Raw genomic sequence first — 21,620 nt, forward strand, 5'->3', positions numbered from 1 at the left:
GCTGTTACGGTGACTACTCCCACCGCACCCTTCAGTTCTGAAGCTCAGACTTCCCAGAAGCCGGTGCTGGTTGTTGACTACGGTGCCCAGTACGCGCAGCTGATTGCCCGCCGCGTCCGTGAGGCGAATGTGTACTCGGAAATTGTTCCGCACACTTTCACCACCGAGCAGCTTCTGGCCAAGAACCCGGCAGCGATCATCCTTTCCGGCGGTCCTTCAAGCGTTTATGCTGAGGGCGCCCCGAGAGTGGGCGCAGACCTTTTCGAGGCCGGCGTGCCTGTCTTCGGTATTTGCTACGGCTTCCAGGCCATGGCCAACGCGCTGGGCGGCAAGGTCGCACAGACCGGGTTGCGCGAATACGGCGCCACTGAGGCCACCACGGTTGGCGAGGCACGCTCCATCCTTGCGGGCATCCCGGACTCCCAGAACACCTGGATGAGCCATGGAGATTCCGTGCATGAAGCCCCGGCAGGCTTCGAGGTCCTGGCGACTACCGCCGGCGCGCCTGTAGCCGCTTTCGCGAATGAGGAAAAGCACCTCTACGGCGTGCAGTGGCACCCGGAGGTCAAGCACTCGGCCCACGGCCAGCAGGTTCTGGAGAACTTCTTGTTCAACGGAGCGGGCCTCAAGCCGAACTGGACCACCGGCAACATCCTCGAAGAGCAGGTGGATCGGATCCGCCAGCAGGTCGGTGATTCCAAGGTCATCTGCGGCCTCTCCGGCGGCGTCGACTCGGCCGTTGCAGCAGCCCTCGTGCAGCGCGCCGTGGGAGACCAGCTCACCTGCGTGTTCGTGGACCATGGTTTGCTTCGCGAAGGCGAAGCCGAACAGGTCGAGCGCGACTTCGTTGCCGCAACCGGCGTCAAGCTTTACGTGGCGAACGAGCAGGAGCGTTTCCTGTCCGCCCTGGCCGGGGTCAGCGATCCCGAGACGAAGCGCAAGATCATTGGCCGCGAGTTCATTCGTGCGTTCGAAGAAGCAGAGCGGGCCATCATCGCCCAGGCTGCGTCCGAAGGCGAGAGCATCAAGTTCCTTGTCCAAGGCACCCTTTACCCTGACGTCGTCGAATCCGGCGGAGGCGAAGGTGCGGCGAACATCAAGAGCCACCACAACGTGGGTGGCTTGCCTGAGGACCTGCAGTTCGAACTCGTTGAGCCGCTCCGCGCACTGTTCAAGGACGAGGTTCGCGCCGTGGGCGCGCAGCTTGGCCTGCCGCAGGAAATCGTTGGACGCCAGCCGTTCCCTGGTCCGGGCCTCGGCATCCGAATTGTCGGAGAAGTGAACAGGGAACGCCTCGACCTGCTGCGAAAAGCGGACGCCATCGCGCGCGCCGAGCTCACTGCGGCTGGACTCGACAATGATGTCTGGCAGATGCCGGTGGTGCTGCTGGCCGATGTCCGCAGCGTCGGCGTTCAAGGCGACGGACGTACCTATGGACACCCGATCGTGCTTCGTCCTGTTTCTTCCGAGGACGCCATGACTGCTGACTGGTCGAGGCTCCCCTATGATCTCCTCGCGAGGATCTCCAACAGGATCACCAACGAGGTAGACGGGGTCAACCGAGTGGTACTGGACGTCACCAGCAAGCCCCCGGGAACCATCGAGTGGGAATAGCATTCTGAGTGACCGGTCTCTTTCCAGAGACCGGTCACTTTGCATTTCCCTTGAAATCACGGGTAATTTGCCTTTCCAGCAGTGTTGCGGTGCGGACTGCCGGTCGATTCCCGCTACCCTCGAAAGTATGCCGATTTGGTCCAAGTCGTCTCGAGCTAGAACAGAAAAGAAGGCAGCGGTGTCAGTAGGTCAAAGCCATGAAGAGAGCTCTGCAGAGCTCCGGAAATGGCTGTCGGGGCTCAAACCTGTGACTGGCGCGGACACCATGCTGCGCTTCGTCAAGACGCCGGAAGGGTCCATCGACCTTAGCAACGGCCACCCTTCAGGGCTCGCACAGCTCCTCGCCGGACGTCGAACCCGTCTTTCCACCCTGATCCGGGATCGCCAGCAATATCTTGTTGCCGCCCGTGCGGCCAGGAACCTTCGCTCGAAGATCTTCGAGCTGGGCAACGACCGGGGGATCGACGCCGGTTACTTGTCCTGCGGAACGGTCGTGTGGACATCGGCTGTCGGAGGTAAGCCCCAGCGTGTTTCTGCTCCCGTCATGTTGGCAGCCATTTCGCTCACGGCTCGGCCCGGCGAAGATGACTACGAGCTGCAACTCACGGAGCAAGCGGGCATCAATCCTGCGCTGGTCCGGCATTTGAAGACCGTCCATGGAATTGTCTTCGACGTCAACGCCGTGAGCCGCATGGCCTACAACACCGCGCGCCTCGATCCCCAGCCGGTCCTTGACCGCCTTGCCACGCTGGTGCAGCCGATCCCTGGTGCCGAGGTAACCCCCAATCTCCTCATAACGACCTTGGCGGATTTGTCCGGGAACCTGGACGACCCTTGGATCAACGAGAACAGCAGCGTCGTTGCATCCTTGTTCGGAGCCGCCAACGGCGGGGACGTCGAACCTGAGCCAATTAAGTCAGGGCGGTTCCCGAACCTTGACGAGCGCGATCCTGCCGAGGAGTCGCTGCTCCTGGATGCCGATGCTGACCAGCAGTACGTCGTGGATGCCGTCCGAGCGGGCGATTCGCTGGTGGTCAGCACCCCACCAGGCAGCGGCCAGACCCAAACGGCCATCAATGCCATCGGCGCGCTTGTCAACGAGGGCAAATCGGTACTGGTGGTGGGCGACCGGCGAGCGAGCCTCAACGGCCTCGCCAGCAATTTTGAAGCCCTTGGCCTTGAGTCGATGCTGTTCAGGCCGGGCAATGGTGCCACGGCCCAGCAGCTCAAGGGCCAGCTGGTCAGCGCGATCATCCGCAACGAGAAGTCGCTGGAACCCCAACTTGCGAATCTCCACAAGACCTTGACCGAGCACCGCCATGCACTCATGGACCATGTAGCGTCTTTGCACAATGTTCGCCAGCGCTGGGGATGCTCGCCCTATCAGGCAATGCAGTCTCTCGCGGAGCTGACCTCCATCCAGCCTGCCCCCGCCACCACAGTGCGCTTGAAGCGCAGTGTCCTGGACAACATCAAAGACCGCGCTGAGCTGGCCGCAAGGCTGCGCCGGGCCGCCGAACTTGGCAGCTTCAGTAAGGCGTCGACGTCGAGCCCCTGGTACGGTGCGCGCCTGGTCACTCGCAAGGAAACTGAGGAAGCCCAGCAACTGGCCAGCACCGCAGCCGAGCACCTTCCCAAGCTGCGGGAACGGATGAACCAAGTTGCGGAGCACTCTGAAATCCGGCTCGGGGCGAACTTCGCCGAATGGGGCTCGCAACTTGAGCTGTTGATGGCGGTACGGGAAAGCCTGGATAAGTTCACCCCGGATATCTTTGACCGGCCGGTCCACGATCTGATTTCGGCTACTTCCACCTCCGCATGGCGTCGTGATCAGGGCCTCGAGATGCCGTCGATGCAGCGCTCCCGCTTGCGCCGCGTGGCCAAAGAATACGTCCGGCCCGGTGTCCACATCGCGGATCTGCACAGTTCCTTGGCGCTTGTTCAGGAGCAGCGGGCGCTTTGGGCTGGGTATGCCACCACCCAGCGCCATCCTGCTGTGCCATCCGGGCTCGCGGACTTGGGCGCCACGTACCGCGAACTGGACCGGGATCTCCGCCGTCTGGGGGACTGCCTCAAACACACGGCCGACGGCGGCGACCTCCACGCGACCCGCTACGAAGCCCTCATGGAGCGTCTCGAGCGTCTTGTCGCGGATACGGGAACTCTTGAAACTCTGCCGGAGCGCACCCTTTTGGTCGAGAACATGCGTGAGCACGGACTCGGCGAGCTTCTTGCGGATTTGGCAGAGCGCGAAGTCCCTGCCGAATCCGTTAGTACGGAACTGGAGCTTGCCTGGTGGCAGTCCGCCCTGGAAGCCATGATCAGTGGTGACGACTACCTTGCGATGTCCGACGGCGATTCCCTCCGCCGTCTCGAAGCCGAGTACCGCCTGGCGGATCAGGCGCACATTGCCAGTGGTGGAGCCCGGCTGCGTTGGAAGCTCGCCGAAATATGGCGCGCCGGAATTGCGGAACATCCCCGCCAGGCAGAGCTCCTGCGGAATCTGATCAAAGATGGACGCGTTACTCTCTCGGCGCTCAGCGCTCAGGCGCCGGCCCTGGTTTCCCGGCTGGTGCCGGTGTGGTCCATCAGCCCGTACCTGCTGACCGGGCTTCTGCCTGCCGAACAGAAATTCGACGCAGTGGTGATTCTTGATGCCGAGAGCACGTCTTTGCAGGCTGTGCTGCCAGCCATTGCCCGGGCTGAACAAGTCATCGCTTTCGGTGATGCGAAAATCGCCAATGCCCGCACCTTTAGCGTGGCCGTGGAGCCTCCCATGGCAGGCGTCACGAGCCAGGACACGGTGGACAGTGCCTTCAGTGCATTGGCCCGCGTCTTGCCGACTTGGCAACTGAATTGGGTGTACCGGGCTGTTGATGAAGATCTGGTACTGCAGCTGAGCAAGAATTACTACGACGGCGGCCTGCGTCGGCTGCCGGACGGCCAATCCGTAACGGGCCTGGACCGTTCGGTTGTGGTTGAGTACATCCCGGACGGTACCGGTCTGCCCGGTTCGGACCACGAAGGTGTGGAATCGGTCGCGGCTGAAGTAAACCGTGTGGTGGATCTGGTTTTTGAACACGCCAGACTTCGGCCCCGCACCTCTCTCGCCGTGGTGACCGCGAGCCTGCGCCATGCTGCAAGGATCGGCGAAGCCATTAGGCTCCAGCTGCCCAACTATCCTCTGTTGTCCGGTTTCTTCAACGCGGGTGCCGAGTCCTTCCGGGTGGTGGATTTGGAGCGCGCTCAAGGATTGGTCCGCGATCACATCATCTTCTCCCTGGGCTTCGGGCGCACTCCGCACGGCCGGGCGCTTCACAGTTTCGGTCCCCTGTCCGTCGACGGTGGCCGCAATAAATTTGCTTTGGCAATGACCCGCTCGCGCAGATCTTTGCACGTCCTGAGTTGCTTCCGTCCGGAGGACCTGGACCTGGACAGATTGGCTCATGGGGCGGTTGATTTCCATGAACTCCTTGACCGCGAACTCTCGGGCAATTCGGATCTGGGGACGCCGGCAACCAGGGCGGCCGCCAGCGAGCGGGCGCTCGGTGAGGATCCGTTGGTGGCGGATCTGGGCGAGCGGCTCCGTGCTCGTGGAGCGCGGGTGTGGCACCACTACGACGGAGCACTGGACATCGCCGCGGCGGCCGATCCCGTGCACACCATCGGCCGTGATGACACCGAAATACCGACGCCGGTCGCCATTGAATCCGATGGCACGGAACGATACCGCCGCATGAGCGTCCGGGAGCGGAGCAGGCTTCGGCCCCAGCTCCTGGAGCGTCTCGGCTGGCGTTACATGTCTTTGTGGACCATCGAAGTATTCACGGACCCTTCGTCGTGTGCGGACCGCATCGGCTCCTACCTTGGACTCGAAAAGCCGGTTGCGCCCTCCTATGGCGCCGTCCAGGATGGATTCCTGGACATGGATGTTGAACAATTGGAACTGGACCCTCAAGCGGACAGCCAGGGGGGACTGCGCGGCCAGGCGGAGTCGGCTCCGGCCAAACTTGGCGGTACGCAAGGCTTGGGGCCAGCCATCCCTTAAGGAAGCGCAATGCCGGAAAGAAAGAGCACAAAGGCCAAATACCCTGCGGACACTCATGCAGCGGAGGCTGGCACAGAGCTGGACAAGCAGGAGAAGACAGAATTGAAGCCCGAACCGGAGTCGAAGCCGGCAGGAGAAGGCATTCTGCCCAAGAAAGCCTCCGAGGATGATCCACGCCGCTGGGGTGACGAGCCCGGTTACGATCACGACGCTTGGCTGGAGGAGCAAAGGCCTCCACACTGGGGCTGAACATTCCACGATGAGCCTGACTATCCACGAGGGGTTTCGGGTTGCCGGGTGCCCGCGGGATTGACCAAGACAAAGAACAATTTCCCCCGAGTGGAAGCTCCGGCCAGGATTTCTGCCTGTTGCGGATTCGCGGCGACAACCACGAGGCCGTCGGACTCGTTGGTACCTAACCACTGGCTGGCCTTGCCTCCATGTGCAGACGTCCACAAAACCGGGACGGCCGCAGCCAGGAGTTCGGATTTCTTGCCGGGCCCTTCAAATCCATCAGCGGCCGTGAGCACAACGTTGACCAACTGGCCCGGGGAAACAAGCTGGATTGAAGCGGGATCGGCCATGCGGAGTGGAACGGCTGCTGTTGCGGGCGCGGCGCCGGTCAGCAGACCCGGACCCAGGAATTGGGCGTCCGTGGGGACCTGCCCTTTCTGGAGAGGTGAGGCAAGCTGCTTCCCCCTGTATCCAATGCCAGAGGCGAGTGCCCCGGCGGGAGCTCCGCCGGGAAGAACTTCAAGAGGTTTGAGGTCGGAATCTGCCAAGGTGGACCCGGCCGGAAGATCCCTGGCCGCGGCGAGAACCGTCACCCGTTGTTCTGAAGCAGGAGTCAGCTGGTGGACCACAATCCCGGCGGCGACACACAGCAGGAGTGCCACCACGAGGCGGCGGTTGCGGTTCAGCCAGCTGCCCAACTTGTGGTGCTTGGAATGCACCGGGGGAGCGCCAGGGGCGCGGGCGCCTCGTGGAAGAGCCAGAATATTGCGAGGGCTGGCATTTGTGACCGATGCGAGGCGGTTATTGCCTGGAATCGAAGAAGACCCCGCTGGTTTGGGGCCTTGGGATGCAAACGGGGTAGCTGGCATGCTGCCACGCTAACCGTGCCAGTAGTCCGGCGACAGGGCCTTAATGAGCTATGTGGAAAAGCGGAATCAAGTGGAAAACCGCAAATCAGCTGGCGGCAGCCGCCGGAACCGACGCTGGAGCCGGGGATGCCGCTGGCACAGAGGGACCAGCCGAGACGGTGCTTCCCTTGGAGTCCCGGGAGTCCGTGCGGTAGAAGCCCGATCCCTTGAAGACGACGCCCACGCTGTTGAATTTCTTGCGCAAGGATCCTTGGCATTCGGGGCAGTCAGACAAAGAGCTGTCTGTGAAGGCCTGAACAATGTCAAAGGCATGGCCGCAGTCTCTGCAGGCATAGGCATATGTGGGCACTGGCAATCCTCCTCCGGGACGAAACTACAGGTCCTGTGCTGCATTTGCGGATTGTTCTATCCATTAGCAGTCCAAGGGCCTGAGTGCCAATTCTATCATCCGACATCGGAGTCTCCACCAAGGAAAGTGGTGGAGGAACAAACTGCCCGAAGGCCGGTTCAGCCGGCGCGGGTTAGTCCGACGACGCGGCGGGGGGTGAGTGCCTCTGGGACGGGCTTGTCGAAAGGTTCGGCAGGGATGGTGCCTGCCGGCAGGACCTCATCGTCATATACGACGGCGATAGTCGGGGGACGCTGTCCGTTTGCGTCCAACTTGTCGAGGAGTCGGTCGTAATATCCGCCGCCCTGGCCAATGCGGTTGCCGCCTTCGTCGACTGCCGTAGCCGGAAGGAAGATTCCGGCCGCATCCCTGACGACGTCACTGTCGAATCGTTCGCCTACGGGCTCATCAATGGGGGCATACCTTGAGCGGGCAAAGGTCGTCTCCGGGGTCCAATACACCCAGCTCAGGCGCCGCTCCGGTTCACAGACCGGAAGAAGAATCCTGTGCCCAACCGCATGGAGCGCTTCAAGCAGGGGCATTGTTGGCGGTTCGGCTGCCACCCCCACATAGGCGGCAAAAGTCGCCTGTTTCCCGTGGGCAACAGCATCGGCCCATGAGAGGCCACGGCGGGCAATGCCTGTTCCGGCGTCGGCGCGCTGCTGTACTGTCAGGGCGCGCCGCCGGTTGCGGTTCTCCTGACGGATATCGTCTTTCAAAGTCACTTTTGCTCCAGTTCTTCCGTCTGCCTGGCGCCGGGGATGTTGGGGAACGTCGGTCCCTCTTTCCTCCGTCGGCGTACTTTTGCCTAATGTCCAGTTCCTTCCGTTAGATTAGTCCGGTGACTTCCAATAGCTGCGCTAGCGCTGTCCGCAAAGCCGTAATCCCCGTTGCGGGGCTCGGTACAAGATTCCTGCCTGTCACCAAGGCGATGCCCAAGGAGATGCTCCCGGTAGTCGACAAGCCGGCCATCCAATATGTTGTCGAAGAAGCCGTGAGCGTGGGCCTCAATGACATCCTCATGATCACGGGCCGCAACAAGCGCGCATTGGAGGACCACTTCGACCGCGTGCCAGCCTTGGAAGCGACCCTGGAGGCCAAGGGAGACACCATCAAGCTGGACTCGGTTCAGGCTACTAGCAACCTCGGTGACATTCACTATGTTCGCCAGGGTGATCCCAAAGGCCTGGGCCATGCGGTGCTGCGCGCAAAGCAACACGTCGGCTACGAACCTTTCGCAGTCCTCCTCGGCGACGACCTCATCGATGCGCGGGACACTCTCCTCAGCGACATGATTGAGGTCCAGCACAAGACCGGTGGATCCGTGGTAGCCCTCATTGAGGTGGAGCCGTCCCAGATCAGCGCCTATGGCTGCGCCGACATCGAGGACATCGGCGAAGATGGCTACGTCCGCATCAAGCAACTTGTGGAAAAGCCTTCTGTCGACGAAGCTCCCTCCAACTTGGCCGTGATTGGTCGCTATGTGCTTCACCCCTCGGTATTCGACGTTCTCGAGCAAACCGAGCCTGGCCGTGGAGGAGAGATCCAGCTGACGGATGCCCTCCAGGTTCTAGCTGCCGGCGAGGGCGAAGGCAGCGGTGTCTACGGAGTGGTCTTCCGGGGTCGCCGGTACGACACCGGAGACAAGCTCAGCTACCTTAAAGCCTGTGTCCAGCTGGCATGCGACAGTGAAGACCTCGGACCCGGCTTGCGCGAGTGGCTGCCGGGCTTTGCCGACAGTCTCAGCAAGTAGTTCCTCATGTGGGGATCGGCCATTTGGCCGGTGACGCTTGAATGTGGCGACCTCATTTTGCGGCCCATTCGCTACCGGGACAAGAAGGCATGGACCGAAGTCCGCTCGCGCAATAGTGACTGGCTCGCCCCTTGGGAAGCCTCCAACCCGGCCCCTGGTGGCCGCCTGCCGAACTACCGGCAGATGGTGGCTTCCCTCAACCTCCAGGCCCGGCAGGCGAGTGCCCTTCCTTTTGTCATCACGGAACGCATTCCGGGGTATCACGAGCCAAGGATTGTAGGCCAGTTGACGGTCTCTTCCATTGTTTGGGGATCAGCAATGACCGCCACCCTTGGCTACTGGGTAGATCAAGCGCGGGCAGGGCGCGGGATTGCTCCCACCGCGGTTGCCCTAGCGACCGACCATTGCTTCGCGACCCTCGGCTTACACCGCATGGAGATCAACATCAGACCCGAAAATGGGCCGAGCCTGCGCGTTGTTGAGAAGCTTGGATTCCGTGACGAGGGGCGCCGTGAGCGTTTCCTTCACATCAATGGAGAATGGGCTGACCATAGAAGCTTTGCCCTGACCTCGGAAGAGGTCCCGGGAGGCTTGCTGGCTGCTTGGCTTGGGCATGAAGCCAATTAGTCCGTTTGGGTGAATGACTGTCATAAATCCATTGATTTGCCGACTCTCGGACGACACACCGCGGGGAATGCGGTGGCCCCTGCGAATTTGCTTCTACGGTTTTGATTGTGGACTTCCCTCTCAGCAGCTCAGTGATATTGGTGATTGCTGTGGCGCTGTGGATCGTTTGGGTTGCGCCATACATGTTGCGGAACCGCCGCCTGCACGTCCAGGTAGCCGGTGACGTGCCAGCGGATGACAGTGAAGATGACGCTCACGAACTGCAACCCGGGGTGGTTCTGTCAATTGCCCCTCGGCAGGAGAAAGCAATGGAAACCATGCAGAGCACCGCAACCGCATTGCCCAAGGAATCCGCCGGCTCCGGCGAACGGCGTGATGCTGCAACGGATCCCTCGGTCTTCAAAGTCAGATACGGGCGCTGTGCCCTTGCCCTTGCTGGCCTTCTCCTGCTGCTCACTGCGGCCGTTTCCGGCGTCCTGCGTATTTTCGACCTTGTTTCGGCTTGGCTGCCGTTGGTCTCTATAGTTGGTGTCGTTGGAACTGTCTTCCTTCTCCGCCGCCTGGCCATCAGGGACCGCAGGGCGAAGATGAACGCGGCCTTCCGCAACGCCATGGGTCCCACCGTTGAGAATCCCGGCACAACCACGAAGGCAGCGGACCGCCCGGCGACCAAGATTTTCGATGCGGAAGCCCATTCCCGCGAAACGAACCGCCTGACCGCCGTCGAACTTCGTCAAGCCGCGCTCAACGTTGCCGTCGCCGCTGGCGATAACACCGTCCGTTTTGCAGACGGGGCCAAGGACGCTGAGTGGCAGCCGGTCGACGTGCCCAAACCAACCTACGTTGACGCTGCAAAGGCCCCGCGGCCGGCCCCGGAACCCCTCGATTTGCCTGAGGCTCCCAAACCCCTCGGCAGGCCCACGTTGAAGCAAGCCAGCGCCCCGTCCGCTGGCCCCGCGATCCAGGCACAGCCCGTCAAGCCTCAGAGCGCCCTCAGCAACCTTGACGACGTCCTCCAGCGCCGCCGGGCATAGCCGCGCATGACTTCCGTCTGCGTAGCAGGTGGCACAGGGCAGGTGGGCCGTGAAGTCGTCCGTTTGGCGCTGGACGCCGGACTCGACGTGACGGCACTGAGCAGACGCCCGCCGTCGGGCACGTCAATGGCCCATCACGACGGCGCCCGCTACTTTCAGGCGGACGTCACCACTGGCGCTGGCTTGGCACAGGCGCTGCAAGCGGCCGACGTCGTGATCGACTGCCTGGAAGGCCAGTTCGGCAAAGCCCGCAAGAATTTCGCCGACGGCGGTGCGCGCCTGCTCGCCGCGGCCACCGGTGCGGGTGTCCGCAAGGCGGTCCTCCTCTCGATCATCAACTGCGACAAGAGCAATGCCGCCTTTTATGTGTCTAAAGCCGAGAAAGAACGGGTATATGCGCGGTCGGCGCTTGAGACTGTCGTAGTGCGGTCCACCCAATTTCACAGCCTCGTGGCGGCGGTTTTCCAGACCGGAGCGAAAGTCCGCCTTATTCCGGTCTTCAAGGGCGCGCGCTTTCAAACGATTTCGCCTTCTGACGTGGCTTCCGTGTTGCTCGCCGAGGCCTTGGCGGAGCCTTCGGCAGTCCGGCATCGGACTCGGACGATCGGCGGGCAGGACATCCGGACCATGCGTGAACTCGCTGAGATCTGGCGAACGGCTGCGGGCCGCGCCGGGCGGATTGTGCAGGTTCCGTTGCCCGGGGCGATGGGCAAATTCCTTCGGAGCGGGCTGAATTTGGTCCCAAGCGAGCGGACCGGGACGGACACGTTCGAGTCCTGGTTGGCAAAGCGCCAAGATAGTTTGTAGCCTAGGGGCACTGGCACCACGCGGTTGACCAGGGGCTATAGCTCAGTTGGTAGAGCGCTTCGTTCGCATCGAAGAGGTCAGGGGTTCGAATCCCCTTAGCTCCACCATATTGACCTTATTCGAACCATCGACATCATGGATGCCGTCGAGTAAGTCCTTCACGGTCACCAAAAGGGAACCACCAGATCTGGTGGTTCCCTTTTGTGTGTCACTGTGGGCCGCGTGGTGCGTTTGCGCGCGTTCGAGAGCCTCGGACCGACTTGCCCCGGCCATGAGTGCTTGGTGGCCTTCGTGAGCGGCAGCCAGCGTCGCAACGGGTTCGGCCAGTAGCGTCCCTATTATTTCTTCATCTTCATCTTCGACGAGGACTTTGACGAATATTGCTTGGTTGAGTTGGCGGCCTTCCTGGTCGCTGGCGGATCGGTAGAGGGCTTCCGGATCGGCTAGCAGGTCGAGGTAGGTTTCGAGGTGCCGTGCTCCGGCTTCGAGGTTGGATTCGACGCTGTTGAGCTGCTCGCGGACCCTGGTGCGCTGGCGTTCAATTTCGGTCAGGCGTGTGCGGATCTTGTCCTTGGCGATTGTGCCGTCGGCGGCGAGATCAAGCAGGTTCTCTTCCTTGGAGTCGCATTCCTTCAGGGTGGCGGCAAGCTGCTTTTGGAGGAGCAGATTGGCGGTTTCCTTTTCGCGGAGGGCCTCGCGGATCCGGGTCCGGGCGAGGTCGACAAAGTCTGGCGTGAATTGGAGCTTGCCGTATTCACGGATCATGGCGTCTTCGAGTCGTGCGGTGCTGATGTGGCTGGTGGAGCAGTCCTTGACTGTTCGGCCGGCGCAGAAGAAGTAGAAGTATTCGTTGCCGCTTCGGCCGATGGAGCGCTGGATGACCATGCGGTGGACGATGCCTCGTTTGTGGCAGTTGTCGCAGTACAGGGTGCCTTTGAGGTAGTGCTCGTGCACGCGGCGCCGTTCCCCGGCCACCCCGCGGCTGTCCAGTAACCGCTGGACTTTGTCGAAGAGTTCGTCGGAGACGAGGGCTTCGTGGCGTCCGGGATGTTCGGCTCCATCGAGGGTGATGATTCCGCAGTAGTAGCGGTCGCGGAGCAGCCTCGAGAAGTACGTTGGGGCAATAGCCCTGGACGGACGCTTGGCACTTGGCTTGGTCGTGAGACCGCGGTCTTCCATGGCTTCGGAGAGGTCGGCGAAGGTGTAGTTGCCGGTGGCGTAGAGCTCAAAGGCTTGCCCGATGAGCGGGCCCCGGATTTCGTCAACCGCGACGGAGCGGATTTCCCGTCCTTCGAAGTACTCGCGGACGTTGAGGTAGCCGACGGGAGCACGGCCGATCGTGCCGCCCTTCTTCGCTTTTTGGGCCATCTTGTATTTGATGTCGGCGCCGTCTTCGGCGGAGCGATATTCATTGAAAGCCGCGAGCAGGCCGTGCATGAGCTGGCCGACGGGGCTGGCGTCGATGGACTCGGTGGCGCTGATCAGGGTGACCCCGCGCTTTTTGAGGTCGGCCATGACGATGGCGTCGTCGGTGCGGTTTCGGGCGAAGCGGGAGAGTTTGTAGACCACGACGTAGTCGACGTCCCGGTCTGCCCTGACCCGACGCAGCATTTCCTGGAAGGCCACGCGCTTGGTCATCTCCGTTCCGCTGCGGCCTGGTTCGATGTACTCGGTGACGACTGTCAGGCCCATTTGTTCGACTTTGCGCAGGCAGGATTCGCGTTGGGCGGGGATGGAGATGCCTTCGGGGTCGTAGTCGGTGTTGACTTGCCCTTTGGAGGAAACGCGGAGGTAGAGAACGGCTCTGGTGCCCGGTGGGGCGTCTTCGTTGATTGCCGTGAAAGCCAGATCTTCGGAGTCCGCCCGGTCGACGATGTCCAGGACCATGGTGTCGGTGTCGCGGTACGCGCTCAGTGGGGCTATTGAATTCATTGCTGTTCTCCGGTTAGGCCTCTCAGACAATAGCTCGATGTGCGGAGGAATGGAACGGTGTTCTTTGGCTTCAATGTTCTTACCGAAATCGACCCCCGTGGAGGTTATTCACATCCTGTGGATAACTATGTGTTGAAGACATAGATGATGCCGTTTCTGCCTTCAATGACTTCCCACGCTTGTTTGTATTTTTCCCAGATGCACGAGCGGTCAAAGTCCAGCGGGCAGTCGATGCCCTGCACGGCCTTGAATTCCTCCAAAGCTTGGCTCCAGCCCATGGATTCCAGGAACTCGTCGAGGCAGATCTCGGCGTCGGCGTATTCAGCGACGAAGTATTCTTCGAATTCGGTGAGGAGGGTTTCGTCGTGCCGTCCGCCACCGTGTTCCATGGCGTAGGCGACGAAGGCCTCACCGTACTCGGCGATGCCGCGCCCGATGGTGGAGATTTCCGTGAGTTCGTCGCCGAGGTAGGGCCCGTAGCCGTAGAATCCGATTTTCTCCTCGATGAACCAGCCCGGTTCACCTGGAGCCGCCGAGCGGAGCGCCGGCGAGGCTTCCATGAACGCGTCGATCTGTGCTTGCATTTCCTCGGGTGTTTGGTCGGCCCGGATCCAGGCCGAGTGCCGCACGTTGGCCAAGTAGTCGGCAGCCGAGGTGATATAGATCCAGGGGCTTTCGTCGGTGCTGTGTCCGCGTTCCGGATCGGAGCGTCGTGGTGCGAGTTCCTTCGTGTGTTCCATTACTTTCCTCCTTCCTTGTTAGTTGTTGGGGTGTTCCCTCCTGCGGCGACCAGTGCTGCGAGGTCGGTCATTTCGACGACCCGGAACAGTTCGTTGCTTAGACCCGGCTCCTTGGTGACCGCAGCCTCGATCTTCCGGCGGCGCGCCTCGTCGGGAACGACCCAGACAGTCAGTGGGAAGACCCCGTGCCGCTCTTGTTCGATGCCGCGGTCGTGGTAGAGCTGCACGGCAAGGCATTTGCGGGTGATCACCGGGAGGTGTTCGGTGTCGCGGTCGACTTCGATCATCCAGTGGTCCTCGTACTCCGGGGTCTGCGTGACGGCGTAGAGGTCGGGTTTGATGTGGGCCGGTTGGCCGTGGCGGTTCAGATACGGTCGCCAGCAGTCGGGTTCCATCTCGGTCTTCGTGATGGTGAAGTCTCCGGCGCGGTCGGCTTCGATAAGCTCGAGCCGGGCGTCGGTGACTGCGAGCAGATGCTCAAGGTGACGGGCTGATGGCACCTTGTTGTTTCGGCGCCGGCCCACGATGCCTTTGAGGTCGCCGATGGCCTTCTCCCCGGTGTCAGTCACGGCCCAGACGAACGCTGTGGAGCCACCGCTGAAACCGCCCACACGGCGTTCCAAGCGTGTGACGAGCTGGTGGCCATGCAACCGTTGCAGGACGCGGACGGTGGCGCGTGTGGCAGCGAGCGGGCTTTTGTGGTCGTGGAAGAACAGCCGCTGGAGTTGAGTGGTGGTGAGGTAGCGATGTGCTGCCAGGCCAAGCAGGATCCCGCGGTCGCGGGCGCTAAGCTGGGCCAGGATTTCCCGGCGCTGGTATTTGCTCGTGCGGGTCACCGCCGCCTGTGTCCTCCCAACGGGAGGATCAGTCCCCATCCTTAAAGTCGCTTCGGGGGCGCCGTTAGGACGTTCGTCGGCATTCTTCGTGGCAGCGGTCGGACGGGCGACCGGATGCCCTCCGTCACTGTTGGTGCCAGTTGCTTCGTCGAGTGTTTGGTTTGTGTCGTTCATGGTTCATTCCTCCTTTTCCTGCCGACGGCCGGAACCGCTGGCGTTTGTGTTGATGGGTTCGCCGGTGGTGGCGCTGCCGGTGGCGGCTTGACCTCCTCCGCCGGGCCGTATCGCTTCCGGCTGCTTTTGCGGAGTGTTTCGGGGTCGCTGATCTTGATCGGCGGTGGCAGGGTCTTCCCTGACGCCCATCCGGAGGGCTGGCCGCCGGCGACCAGGTTGCAGTAGATCTCGTACTTGCCAAGGGACTGGAAGTCGATCGGCTCCAGCCCCGGCGCCATGGAGGCCATAGCCTTGGCGTCGTCGATCTCGAGGGCGAAGGCGATCTTGCTGCGGGCGTTATTGTCGATGGCGGCGGCCATCGGGGCGGGCAACTGCTTACGGAACTGGTGGGCCAGCTGCCACCCAACACCAAGCGAGCGGGACTGGGCCAAAGCATCAGCCAGATCGATCTTGAGGTAGTCCTGAACTTCATCGACCGTTATAACCAAGGGGTGCCGAGCCGCGACTGGCACCGCTGCCCTGGCTTGGATGCACTGCCACAACTCCGCGGCCAGCAGGGATCCGAGCAGCGACGCGGACTCAACTCCAACGACACCCTTATTGAGCGGGACGAGCAGAATGCGCGACTTGGTGAACAGGTCGTTGACGCTGAATGCCGGGTCTGGCTGGTTGAGTACCCGCCTCAGTTGAGGGCGAAGCAGGAAGACGCGGAGCTTGTTTAGAAGTGGTGCCGTCGTGGATGCCTGGGCTTCGGGCTTGAGTCCGTCGTACCAGGCCCAGAAGCCCGCCAAGACCGGATCCCCGGCCTGCGCCGCTGATAGTGGCCGTCGGTAGGCGGCGTCGCTGAGCAGCTGCGGGATATCCGCCAGAGTGCGGCCGCCGGCCCGGACGAGGGTGATTAGCGAGGCGTGAAGGATGTCTTGGCTGCGTGGCCCGATGCCATCGAAGATGTCCTTGATTGCCGCCAGGATGCCATCGACGACGACTTCGGCATTGCGACCGGTACTGGCGAGCGGATTGAATCCCACGGGATGTTCGTCGCTGGCGTCGAGGACGACGACGTCGCCTTGGCGGCTCTCCGGGACACGGGCCAGCACATCATCGATGAGATCCCGCTTGGGGTCGATGACGCAGATGGACCGGCCAGCGAACATGTCTGCCACGATGGTGTTCAGCAGAGCCGTGGACTTGCCGCTGCCGGTAGGGCCAACAAAGACGGCATGCCGCAGCGAATCTTTGGGGCTGATACCCAAGTGCCGGGGCTTGCCGGGCGCGTTCGAGAAAGCGAAGACCCGTTCGGTGCTGTCGACGTCGGGGGAGGCCTGCAGCAACTTGGGATGCATCTGTGGCAGGCCCGGCAGACCTGATACTCCCAGCGGCGGAGCCAGTAAGGCGGCCAGTTCGTCAATGCTCAGGCGCAGCGACCACCGAAGTTTGGGAAGCCGGGCCTCATTGAGCTTCACGGCGGATTCCACGGCTAGGCTGGCGCGGATGCCGGGGCCCTCCATGGTGCCGACGGCCTCAAGAACACCGAGGGCTAAGGCCTGCCGTTTTGCCGAGGACTCCGCCGCGACCCCTATCCGCACGATCGCCCTGACACTGTGCTGGGCGGCCTTGCTGGCCACGCTTGATCGAACGCTCGTCGGGGCTGGTGTCGTCCCGGCGCTCACCGCTTGCCACCACGATGTTGTCGGGTTCGTCGTGTTGGCGGCAAACCGTGGGCTCCGGCCTTCCCCGAGGACCAGCTGCAGAACGAGCAGGTCATCCGCGAACCTGGCAGCGGATAGGGCTGTCAGCAGTGAGCGGCTGATGGCCTCAGGATCATCGACGTTGGTCGCCAGAGATGGTGGCTCCAGTCGCAGGAGTGCAGCTTTTGTTACCGCTTGGCGGCTGTCTGGGGTAGTTAGCGTGATGCCCGGCAGTAGCTGCCTCAGGAGATGCCCGAAGCGCCGGGAGGGCTCCTTGTTGGTCGCTACGAAGTACTGAACCATCCCGTGGTGGCCGCGGATTTCCCAGATCAGGCTGCCTGGGAGGCGGTTAGAGGCGATGTGGCGAACGAGTGCTCGCACCGATCCGGCCGTCAGCGGGCGGGGCCAATGGACTTCTCGCCAGACCAGGCTGCTGTCTTCATGGTCACTCATGGCTTGCCTCCACCAGTGTGTCTCGATCAGCCTGGGCCTCCTGCTCTTGTGCTGCCTGCCGCATGGCCATGTCCAGGAGTGTCTTGGTCAAACGGTCAACGTTCGGCGGATCCTGAAGGATACTTCGCACCCGAAGACGCTTTTCCGTTTGTTTCCCTCGTCGTTTTGCTTGCTTTCCCATATCCGTGATCCTCCTTTCATGCTGAAGAATTCAATTCCGCTGAGCGGTCAGTTGGTTATATTCCTTCAAATTGTCGGCGTCAATACAGTTTGTTTATTTCACAACACCGACTTGACGGCTTGGCAATATGCTTTTATAGAGATAAGTTAGCGATTTAAGGCTGGAATAATTCATCCCGATATTTGGGGGCTATCGGCGTCCCATTGGCGCCATATCTAGCGCTTATGCTCACCACCGACGGCGCCACAGTCGCCACCAAATGATCAGCCCGGCAACGATTACGGTGACGCTCAGGGCGATGACAATGCCGACCCAGACCTGCGAGATCAGTCCGATTGCCCAGTTGATCGCCACCGCGGCGCCGAGCAGGAGCAGGCTGGCGTCGAAGAGCCATCGCAGTGGTCTGCGGGGTTGTGGTCTATCTGCCACGGTGCACCCCCGAAATGCTGGCGGTTTCGGAGTCCGTAACATCCTGCTGGTCGAAATCAGATGGCACCGGGAACCCCGGGATGCTGATCTGGCTGTCGATCTCGTTGCCCCACGCATCCCAGCCAGGCTGATGCCTCCGGGCGAACATCTCGAGGCGGGGGCCGTCGCAGAGGCGCTCAATTGGGGCATAAAACTCCTCGGGCTTATGCGAATGATCCTGCACCGGGGCGAACATCCACGTTGGCTGGCTCCGGAAGTTGGGCTTCACCCGGCCTCGGGTGCCGATGAGAAGGTGCTCGGAAGCGTGGCGGAGGTAATTTCCGAGCCCGAATTTTGGTTTGATCCAGGTGAACGGCACCCTCGGGGTGAATCCCCAGGCCTCGAGGACGTCGTATCCCGCCCTCAGCGTGCCGTTGGTGACCCATAGGAAGCACCAGCTGTTCTCGGTCGCCAGGTCGGCCACTGGCATGGCCTTGATCACCTCAAGATTTAAAAGTGGATAGTGGCGCTCGGCGCCGAGTGCGCCTTTCTGGTCAATATCCCAGGGCGGATCAGCCAGGATGCAAGCGTATTTCTTGACGGGATTCTGATTCTCGTTCATGAGAGAGTCCTTTCGGGAGTGGTCATTTCGGATTCGGATTCGGGGGGCGCTGCACACTGGAGCCGCGGCGCCTCTGACGGTGCCTGGCTGTTGGGGGTGCCGCGGGCTCGGAGAGCCTTGATAAGGGCCCGTGCGGTCGCTTCGACGGGTGCGATCGCCACGGCATTGCCGAGTTGCTTCATGGCCTGGGTCGTGGACACTGGAAACGTGAAGTCTGGCGGGAAGCCCTGCATGGCCGCTGCTTCGGCCACGGTCAGCCGGTGTTCGGTGCCATCGACGAGGTAGCCGTCCCAGTTCCGACGATGTCCCAGGCGGTGGCCGCGTCCGCCGACCAGAACTGTGCGGCCAATGTCGCGCTGGCACTTGCCGCGAAGTATGTCGCTCATGGTCATGGTGAGCGGTTGGGTCTCGGGAAACGCAAAGGGTGTGTTTGGATCGCGGAAACCGACCAAGAACAGGCGTGGCCGGAGCTGGGGCAACCCGAAGTCACAGGCCCGGACGATCTTGTAGTGCAGCGAGTAGCCAAGGGTCTCCGTGATGTGTCGGCGCATGGTCTGGAAGGTCGCCCCGCCTTCATGGCTCAGCAGTCCTTGGACGTTTTCGAGAAAGAACGAGGCCGGTTGTTTGGTTTCGATGATCCGGGCGACGTCGAAGAACAAGGTGCCGCGAGTGTCTTCGAAGCCTCTGCGCTGTCCGACGATGCTGAACGGCTGGCACGGAAATCCGGCGCAGAGAATGTCGAAGTCTGGCATGCTCTCTGCGTCGAGGCTTCTGACGTCTCCGGCAAACCGGTTCCGGGTGAACAGCTCGGAGTTGGTGGGCGCGAAGTTGGCCTCATAGGTTCGCCGGGCGTAGGGGTCGTTGTCGGCGGCAAAGACACAGACTGCGCCGGCGCGGCGGAAGGCCAGATGAAAGCCGCCGATACCGGCGAACAGATCTACAAAGCGCAGTGGTGGGCGCTCGTTCCCGAGGCGCTCGGGGTGGCAGAAGCGCGGTGCACTGGTTCTCCTGATAGTGTCTGGCCGATGTTCCGCCGTGCGGCACGTGATGGCGGTGGTCATGGATTTGGTTGTCATGGTCGGGACCTCCTTTCTGAGCCTGTTTTTGGGCGTGGTCATCTACGGCAGTGGCGTCGATGATGTGGTTGCCAGGAGTCTGGCGTGGCTCTGGCTGTAGTTAAGACCAGAGGCTTGGCTTGGTAAATCGTCCGATCGCTCGGGCCGCCGTGCGACGCGTCGGGCGAACGGACGGGCGCAGGCCTCGGTGCAGATGGACGCTTGTGGCGCGGCTATTGTGCTGTTCGCGGTGGTGTGGAATTGACAACGCCCTGACGGCCAGGTGCCGTCTTATGCGGCCAGTGCTCGGCCAGATCGGTGAATAGTCAGGCTGTCGAACATGGCGCACGCCAAGCTGCCCTGTGGTGAATCCCTCGTGACGGTCACGGTCTGGGTTGCTGGACCCAGCAGGTCCAGGGGTGGCGGGTTGCGCAGCCCCACGGCGTAGACCTTGCCGGGGTAACTGGCCAGTCTGGAGAACAGGTCCGAGGCGTTGTCGTCGAACAGTTCCCAATCCGTCAGGATGCACAATGCGAGGGGGTGATCGGGATAGTGTGCCGCCAGTGCCTCTGCCTGGGTAAGGCTGCCTTCCAGCAAGCTGGCACCGGTGGCGTCGTGGGGGACCGTCAGGCCGTTTGCCAGCCGGCGCATGCCAGTGCGTGTCAGCGGCGTCGGGTCCACACAGCCGGTCGTGGGAGTGTCGAAGTGGATGATGGCCGCTTGGCATTTCCCGCAGAAGCAGTGCCGGGCCACCGCTTCCAAGGCCCGGTGTACCTCTCCATAACGGTTGCTGAGCGGATCGCTTCCGGCCGGGCCATACAGACTGCCCGAGTCGTCGCAGATGAACATGGTGAGAGTCGGTGTTTTCGGACAACGACCGGGATTGCCCAGCCGAATCCGGCGGCCACCTTTTCGGGGGCTACGGGTTGCTGCCGCGTCGCCGAGAATCGACGGCTTGCGCAGGCTGCTGGGCAGTACGCCTGTTGTACTCACTTGGTTTCCTCTTTCGCTTGCTTGGTCAGGCGCCGGTGTCGGGAGACGGGTCCGACTGGCTTCTGCGCACCGTCGCCCACAGCGCTTGCCGGGGCTGGTTTCATACTGCTGCTCGGGCCATGGCCGACAACGCCCGGGTTGGCGGTCAGCGACTGGAACTTCATGGCCTGGACGTGGTGGGCAGCGGCCTGGCCGCGCAGGGCATGTTCCTGTCCAATGGAGGCGGCCTTTTCCAGCGCTTCAGCCCGACGCCGTAGAGGGAGAGCTTGGCTGATCCTGCGGTAGGCCCTGACGGACTGCTGGTGGTTGCGCCGGGCCACGGCGATCAGGTCGGCCACTTCATCGGCATGGGCATAGCTGTTCATGAACGACGCCAGTGCCGTGGCCGCCGCAAGGGATCCGAACACCAGCCCGGCGAGGCCACCCTCGATGCTTGCCCGCAGGGCAAAGATGCCCACGGCGATGAGGAGGACAATCGTGCCGGACAGGTAGGCGACGATCTTGAGCAGCGAATCACCGGGGGAGGAGTCGTCGAAGAAGCGACGGTAGCGCCGTTCGTCGTCGGTGAGATCGTCCGGGTCCCGCCTGCGCTGCCGGGCCAGGCGGAGTTCCTTCAGGTCATGGCCAGCGAGCCCGGCCGTCACCGCTGCCAGACCGGTGGCCAGCGCTTGCGCGACGGCGATCCAGATTTCCTCGCCCAGAAGAATGGATGCGCCGGCGACACCGACCGTGTCGCCCATCCCCAGCACGGTCCAGCCGACCCAGTAGCGGAAATTGGCGTGCGGTCCGCGATGCACCCACGCCAGCAGCGTCGTAAGGCTGTGCTCGTACGATGTCTTGGTGGCGCGCACCAGGCTGGCGGCCTCAGTGAGCAGAAATTCCTCGGCCTCCACGGCGGTGATCAGCCCGTTGGCCGTGGCAGCCTCGTCCCGGCTCGCGACCTCGCCTTCAGCCGGCCACAGGTACTCTTGCTCCGCGGCGAGCTCGTCGAAACCGTGTTCCATCCAGGTGCCCGAACCGATGGCGTCAGGGGTGGCGACGGCGGCGGCCTCGTCGACGCGCTGAAGGCTGACAACGCCGGCGTTGCTGCCGGTGAACTGGCCAGCAAACGGCGACCGCCCGGTCGAGGAACTCCTGATGAGGGGATATAGGTTGCGCATCTGT

General features: G+C 62.3%; 21 protein-coding genes, 1 tRNA gene and 1 pseudogene. 9 read left to right on the forward strand and 14 right to left on the reverse strand.

Annotated elements, in window-relative coordinates; genetic code table 11:
• Window positions 1-9: 9 nt before the first annotated feature.
• The 3 genes from guaA (at window position 10) to OOZ51_RS22450 (ending at window position 5,911) form a co-directional block, all read left to right on the forward strand.
• Complete coding sequence (guaA, locus tag OOZ51_RS00205) at window positions 10-1,614, forward strand: glutamine-hydrolyzing GMP synthase (protein ID WP_265976879.1); 1,605 nt, start codon at window positions 10-12, stop codon at window positions 1,612-1,614.
• A gap of 178 nt (window positions 1,615-1,792) precedes the next feature.
• A complete protein-coding gene (locus OOZ51_RS00210) occupies window positions 1,793-5,662 on the forward strand; it encodes an AAA family ATPase (protein ID WP_416346324.1) in 3,870 nt (1,289 codons plus the stop codon).
• Window positions 5,663-5,671: 9 nt separating this feature from the next.
• Window positions 5,672-5,911, forward strand: a complete 240-nt coding sequence (locus OOZ51_RS22450) for a hypothetical protein (protein WP_416346338.1) — start codon at window positions 5,672-5,674, stop codon at window positions 5,909-5,911.
• Window positions 5,912-5,931: 20 nt separating this feature from the next.
• Here the strand turns inward: OOZ51_RS22450 and cpaB are convergent, their stop codons facing one another.
• From cpaB to OOZ51_RS00225, 3 genes are all read right to left on the reverse strand, one after another.
• A complete protein-coding gene (gene cpaB, locus OOZ51_RS00215) occupies window positions 5,932-6,615 on the reverse strand; it encodes a Flp pilus assembly protein CpaB (RefSeq protein WP_265976880.1) in 684 nt (227 codons plus the stop codon).
• A 235-nt stretch (window positions 6,616-6,850) separates the two neighbouring features.
• Window positions 6,851-7,114, reverse strand: a complete 264-nt coding sequence (locus tag OOZ51_RS00220) for an FmdB family zinc ribbon protein (RefSeq protein ID WP_265976881.1) — start codon at window positions 7,112-7,114, stop codon at window positions 6,851-6,853.
• 158 nt (window positions 7,115-7,272) lie between these two features.
• A complete protein-coding gene (locus OOZ51_RS00225; RefSeq protein ID WP_265976882.1) occupies window positions 7,273-7,878 on the reverse strand; it encodes a 5-formyltetrahydrofolate cyclo-ligase in 606 nt (201 codons plus the stop codon).
• Between the two features lie 116 nt (window positions 7,879-7,994).
• Here OOZ51_RS00225 and galU point away from each other — a divergent pair, with 116 nt between their 5' ends.
• Entirely contained in the window at window positions 7,995-8,906 is a 912-nt protein-coding gene (gene galU / locus OOZ51_RS00230) for a UTP--glucose-1-phosphate uridylyltransferase GalU (protein WP_265976883.1), read from the forward strand.
• 6 nt (window positions 8,907-8,912) lie between these two features.
• Window positions 8,913-9,533, forward strand: coding sequence for a GNAT family N-acetyltransferase (locus OOZ51_RS00235; protein ID WP_265976884.1), 621 nt, complete (start codon window positions 8,913-8,915; stop codon window positions 9,531-9,533).
• 128 nt (window positions 9,534-9,661) lie between these two features.
• Here OOZ51_RS00235 and OOZ51_RS00240 read toward each other — a convergent pair whose 3' ends face one another.
• Window positions 9,662-9,790, reverse strand: a complete 129-nt coding sequence (locus tag OOZ51_RS00240) for a hypothetical protein (RefSeq protein WP_265977318.1) — start codon at window positions 9,788-9,790, stop codon at window positions 9,662-9,664.
• A 51-nt stretch (window positions 9,791-9,841) separates the two neighbouring features.
• Here OOZ51_RS00240 and OOZ51_RS00245 point away from each other — a divergent pair, with 51 nt between their 5' ends.
• From OOZ51_RS00245 to OOZ51_RS00260, 4 genes are all read left to right on the forward strand, one after another.
• The gene (locus OOZ51_RS00245) at window positions 9,842-10,567 is read left to right on the forward strand and encodes a hypothetical protein (RefSeq protein ID WP_323054643.1); all 726 of its coding nucleotides are present in this window, start codon (window positions 9,842-9,844) and stop codon (window positions 10,565-10,567) included.
• Window positions 10,568-10,573: 6 nt separating this feature from the next.
• The gene (locus OOZ51_RS00250) at window positions 10,574-11,374 is read left to right on the forward strand and encodes an SDR family oxidoreductase (protein ID WP_265976885.1); all 801 of its coding nucleotides are present in this window, start codon (window positions 10,574-10,576) and stop codon (window positions 11,372-11,374) included.
• A 31-nt stretch (window positions 11,375-11,405) separates the two neighbouring features.
• Window positions 11,406-11,481 (forward strand) — tRNA-Ala (locus tag OOZ51_RS00255).
• A 361-nt stretch (window positions 11,482-11,842) separates the two neighbouring features.
• Window positions 11,843-12,367 carry a hypothetical protein gene (locus OOZ51_RS00260; protein WP_265976886.1) on the forward strand — a complete coding sequence of 175 codons (525 nt, stop codon included), beginning with the start codon at window positions 11,843-11,845 and terminating at the stop codon, window positions 12,365-12,367.
• A 45-nt stretch (window positions 12,368-12,412) separates the two neighbouring features.
• On the opposite strand, the pseudogene OOZ51_RS22455 reads toward OOZ51_RS00260, so the two are convergent.
• The 10 genes and pseudogenes from OOZ51_RS22455 to OOZ51_RS00310 all read right to left on the reverse strand — a co-directional run.
• A pseudogene (locus OOZ51_RS22455) lies at window positions 12,413-13,306 on the reverse strand (recombinase family protein); the annotation flags it as partial.
• Between the two features lie 125 nt (window positions 13,307-13,431).
• Window positions 13,432-14,046, reverse strand: a complete 615-nt coding sequence (locus OOZ51_RS00270; RefSeq protein WP_265976888.1) for an antirestriction protein ArdA — start codon at window positions 14,044-14,046, stop codon at window positions 13,432-13,434.
• Window positions 14,046-15,056 (reverse strand): replication-relaxation family protein, encoded by a 1,011-nt coding sequence (locus tag OOZ51_RS00275; RefSeq protein WP_265976889.1) that lies wholly within the window; start codon window positions 15,054-15,056, stop codon window positions 14,046-14,048. Before OOZ51_RS00275 ends, OOZ51_RS00270 begins: the two co-directional genes overlap by 1 nt.
• Window positions 15,053-17,197 (reverse strand): type IV secretory system conjugative DNA transfer family protein, encoded by a 2,145-nt coding sequence (locus OOZ51_RS00280; protein ID WP_265976890.1) that lies wholly within the window; start codon window positions 17,195-17,197, stop codon window positions 15,053-15,055. The genes OOZ51_RS00275 and OOZ51_RS00280 overlap by 4 nt, the downstream gene beginning before the upstream one ends.
• Window positions 17,190-17,327, reverse strand: a complete 138-nt coding sequence (locus OOZ51_RS00285; protein ID WP_265976891.1) for a hypothetical protein — start codon at window positions 17,325-17,327, stop codon at window positions 17,190-17,192. The genes OOZ51_RS00280 and OOZ51_RS00285 overlap by 8 nt, the downstream gene beginning before the upstream one ends.
• A gap of 279 nt (window positions 17,328-17,606) precedes the next feature.
• Complete coding sequence (locus OOZ51_RS00290; RefSeq protein ID WP_265976892.1) at window positions 17,607-17,807, reverse strand: hypothetical protein; 201 nt, start codon at window positions 17,805-17,807, stop codon at window positions 17,607-17,609.
• A complete protein-coding gene (locus OOZ51_RS00295; protein ID WP_265976893.1) occupies window positions 17,797-18,408 on the reverse strand; it encodes an MT-A70 family methyltransferase in 612 nt (203 codons plus the stop codon). Before OOZ51_RS00295 ends, OOZ51_RS00290 begins: the two co-directional genes overlap by 11 nt.
• A complete protein-coding gene (locus OOZ51_RS00300) occupies window positions 18,405-19,484 on the reverse strand; it encodes a DNA cytosine methyltransferase (protein WP_265976894.1) in 1,080 nt (359 codons plus the stop codon). Before OOZ51_RS00300 ends, OOZ51_RS00295 begins: the two co-directional genes overlap by 4 nt.
• 270 nt (window positions 19,485-19,754) lie before the next feature.
• Entirely contained in the window at window positions 19,755-20,456 is a 702-nt protein-coding gene (locus OOZ51_RS00305; protein ID WP_265976895.1) for a hypothetical protein, read from the reverse strand.
• The gene (locus OOZ51_RS00310) at window positions 20,453-21,616 is read right to left on the reverse strand and encodes a hypothetical protein (protein ID WP_265976896.1); all 1,164 of its coding nucleotides are present in this window, start codon (window positions 21,614-21,616) and stop codon (window positions 20,453-20,455) included. Before OOZ51_RS00310 ends, OOZ51_RS00305 begins: the two co-directional genes overlap by 4 nt.
• Window positions 21,617-21,620 lie beyond the last annotated feature (4 nt).

This window comes from Arthrobacter rhizophilus (assembly GCF_026241105.1).
Classification (GTDB): Bacteria; Actinomycetota; Actinomycetes; order Actinomycetales; family Micrococcaceae; genus Arthrobacter.

What these genes read in the sequence shown, in the direction of transcription:
- OOZ51_RS22450 (WP_416346338.1), top strand. Translation starts at nt 5,672, where the DNA reads ATGCCGGAAAGAAAGAGCACAAAGGCCAAATACCCTGCGGACACTCAT.
- OOZ51_RS00235 (WP_265976884.1), top strand. Translation starts at nt 8,913, where the DNA reads ATGTGGGGATCGGCCATTTGGCCGGTGACGCTTGAATGTGGCGACCTC.
- OOZ51_RS00245 (WP_323054643.1), top strand. Translation starts at nt 9,842, where the DNA reads ATGGAAACCATGCAGAGCACCGCAACCGCATTGCCCAAGGAATCCGCC.
- OOZ51_RS00250 (WP_265976885.1), top strand. Translation starts at nt 10,574, where the DNA reads ATGACTTCCGTCTGCGTAGCAGGTGGCACAGGGCAGGTGGGCCGTGAA.
- OOZ51_RS00270 (WP_265976888.1), bottom strand. Translation starts at nt 14,046, where the DNA reads ATGGAACACACGAAGGAACTCGCACCACGACGCTCCGATCCGGAACGC.
- OOZ51_RS00275 (WP_265976889.1), bottom strand. Translation starts at nt 15,056, where the DNA reads ATGAACGACACAAACCAAACACTCGACGAAGCAACTGGCACCAACAGT.
- OOZ51_RS00280 (WP_265976890.1), bottom strand. Translation starts at nt 17,197, where the DNA reads ATGAGTGACCATGAAGACAGCAGCCTGGTCTGGCGAGAAGTCCATTGG.
- OOZ51_RS00295 (WP_265976893.1), bottom strand. Translation starts at nt 18,408, where the DNA reads ATGAACGAGAATCAGAATCCCGTCAAGAAATACGCTTGCATCCTGGCT.
- OOZ51_RS00300 (WP_265976894.1), bottom strand. Translation starts at nt 19,484, where the DNA reads ATGACAACCAAATCCATGACCACCGCCATCACGTGCCGCACGGCGGAA.
- OOZ51_RS00310 (WP_265976896.1), bottom strand. Translation starts at nt 21,616, where the DNA reads ATGCGCAACCTATATCCCCTCATCAGGAGTTCCTCGACCGGGCGGTCG.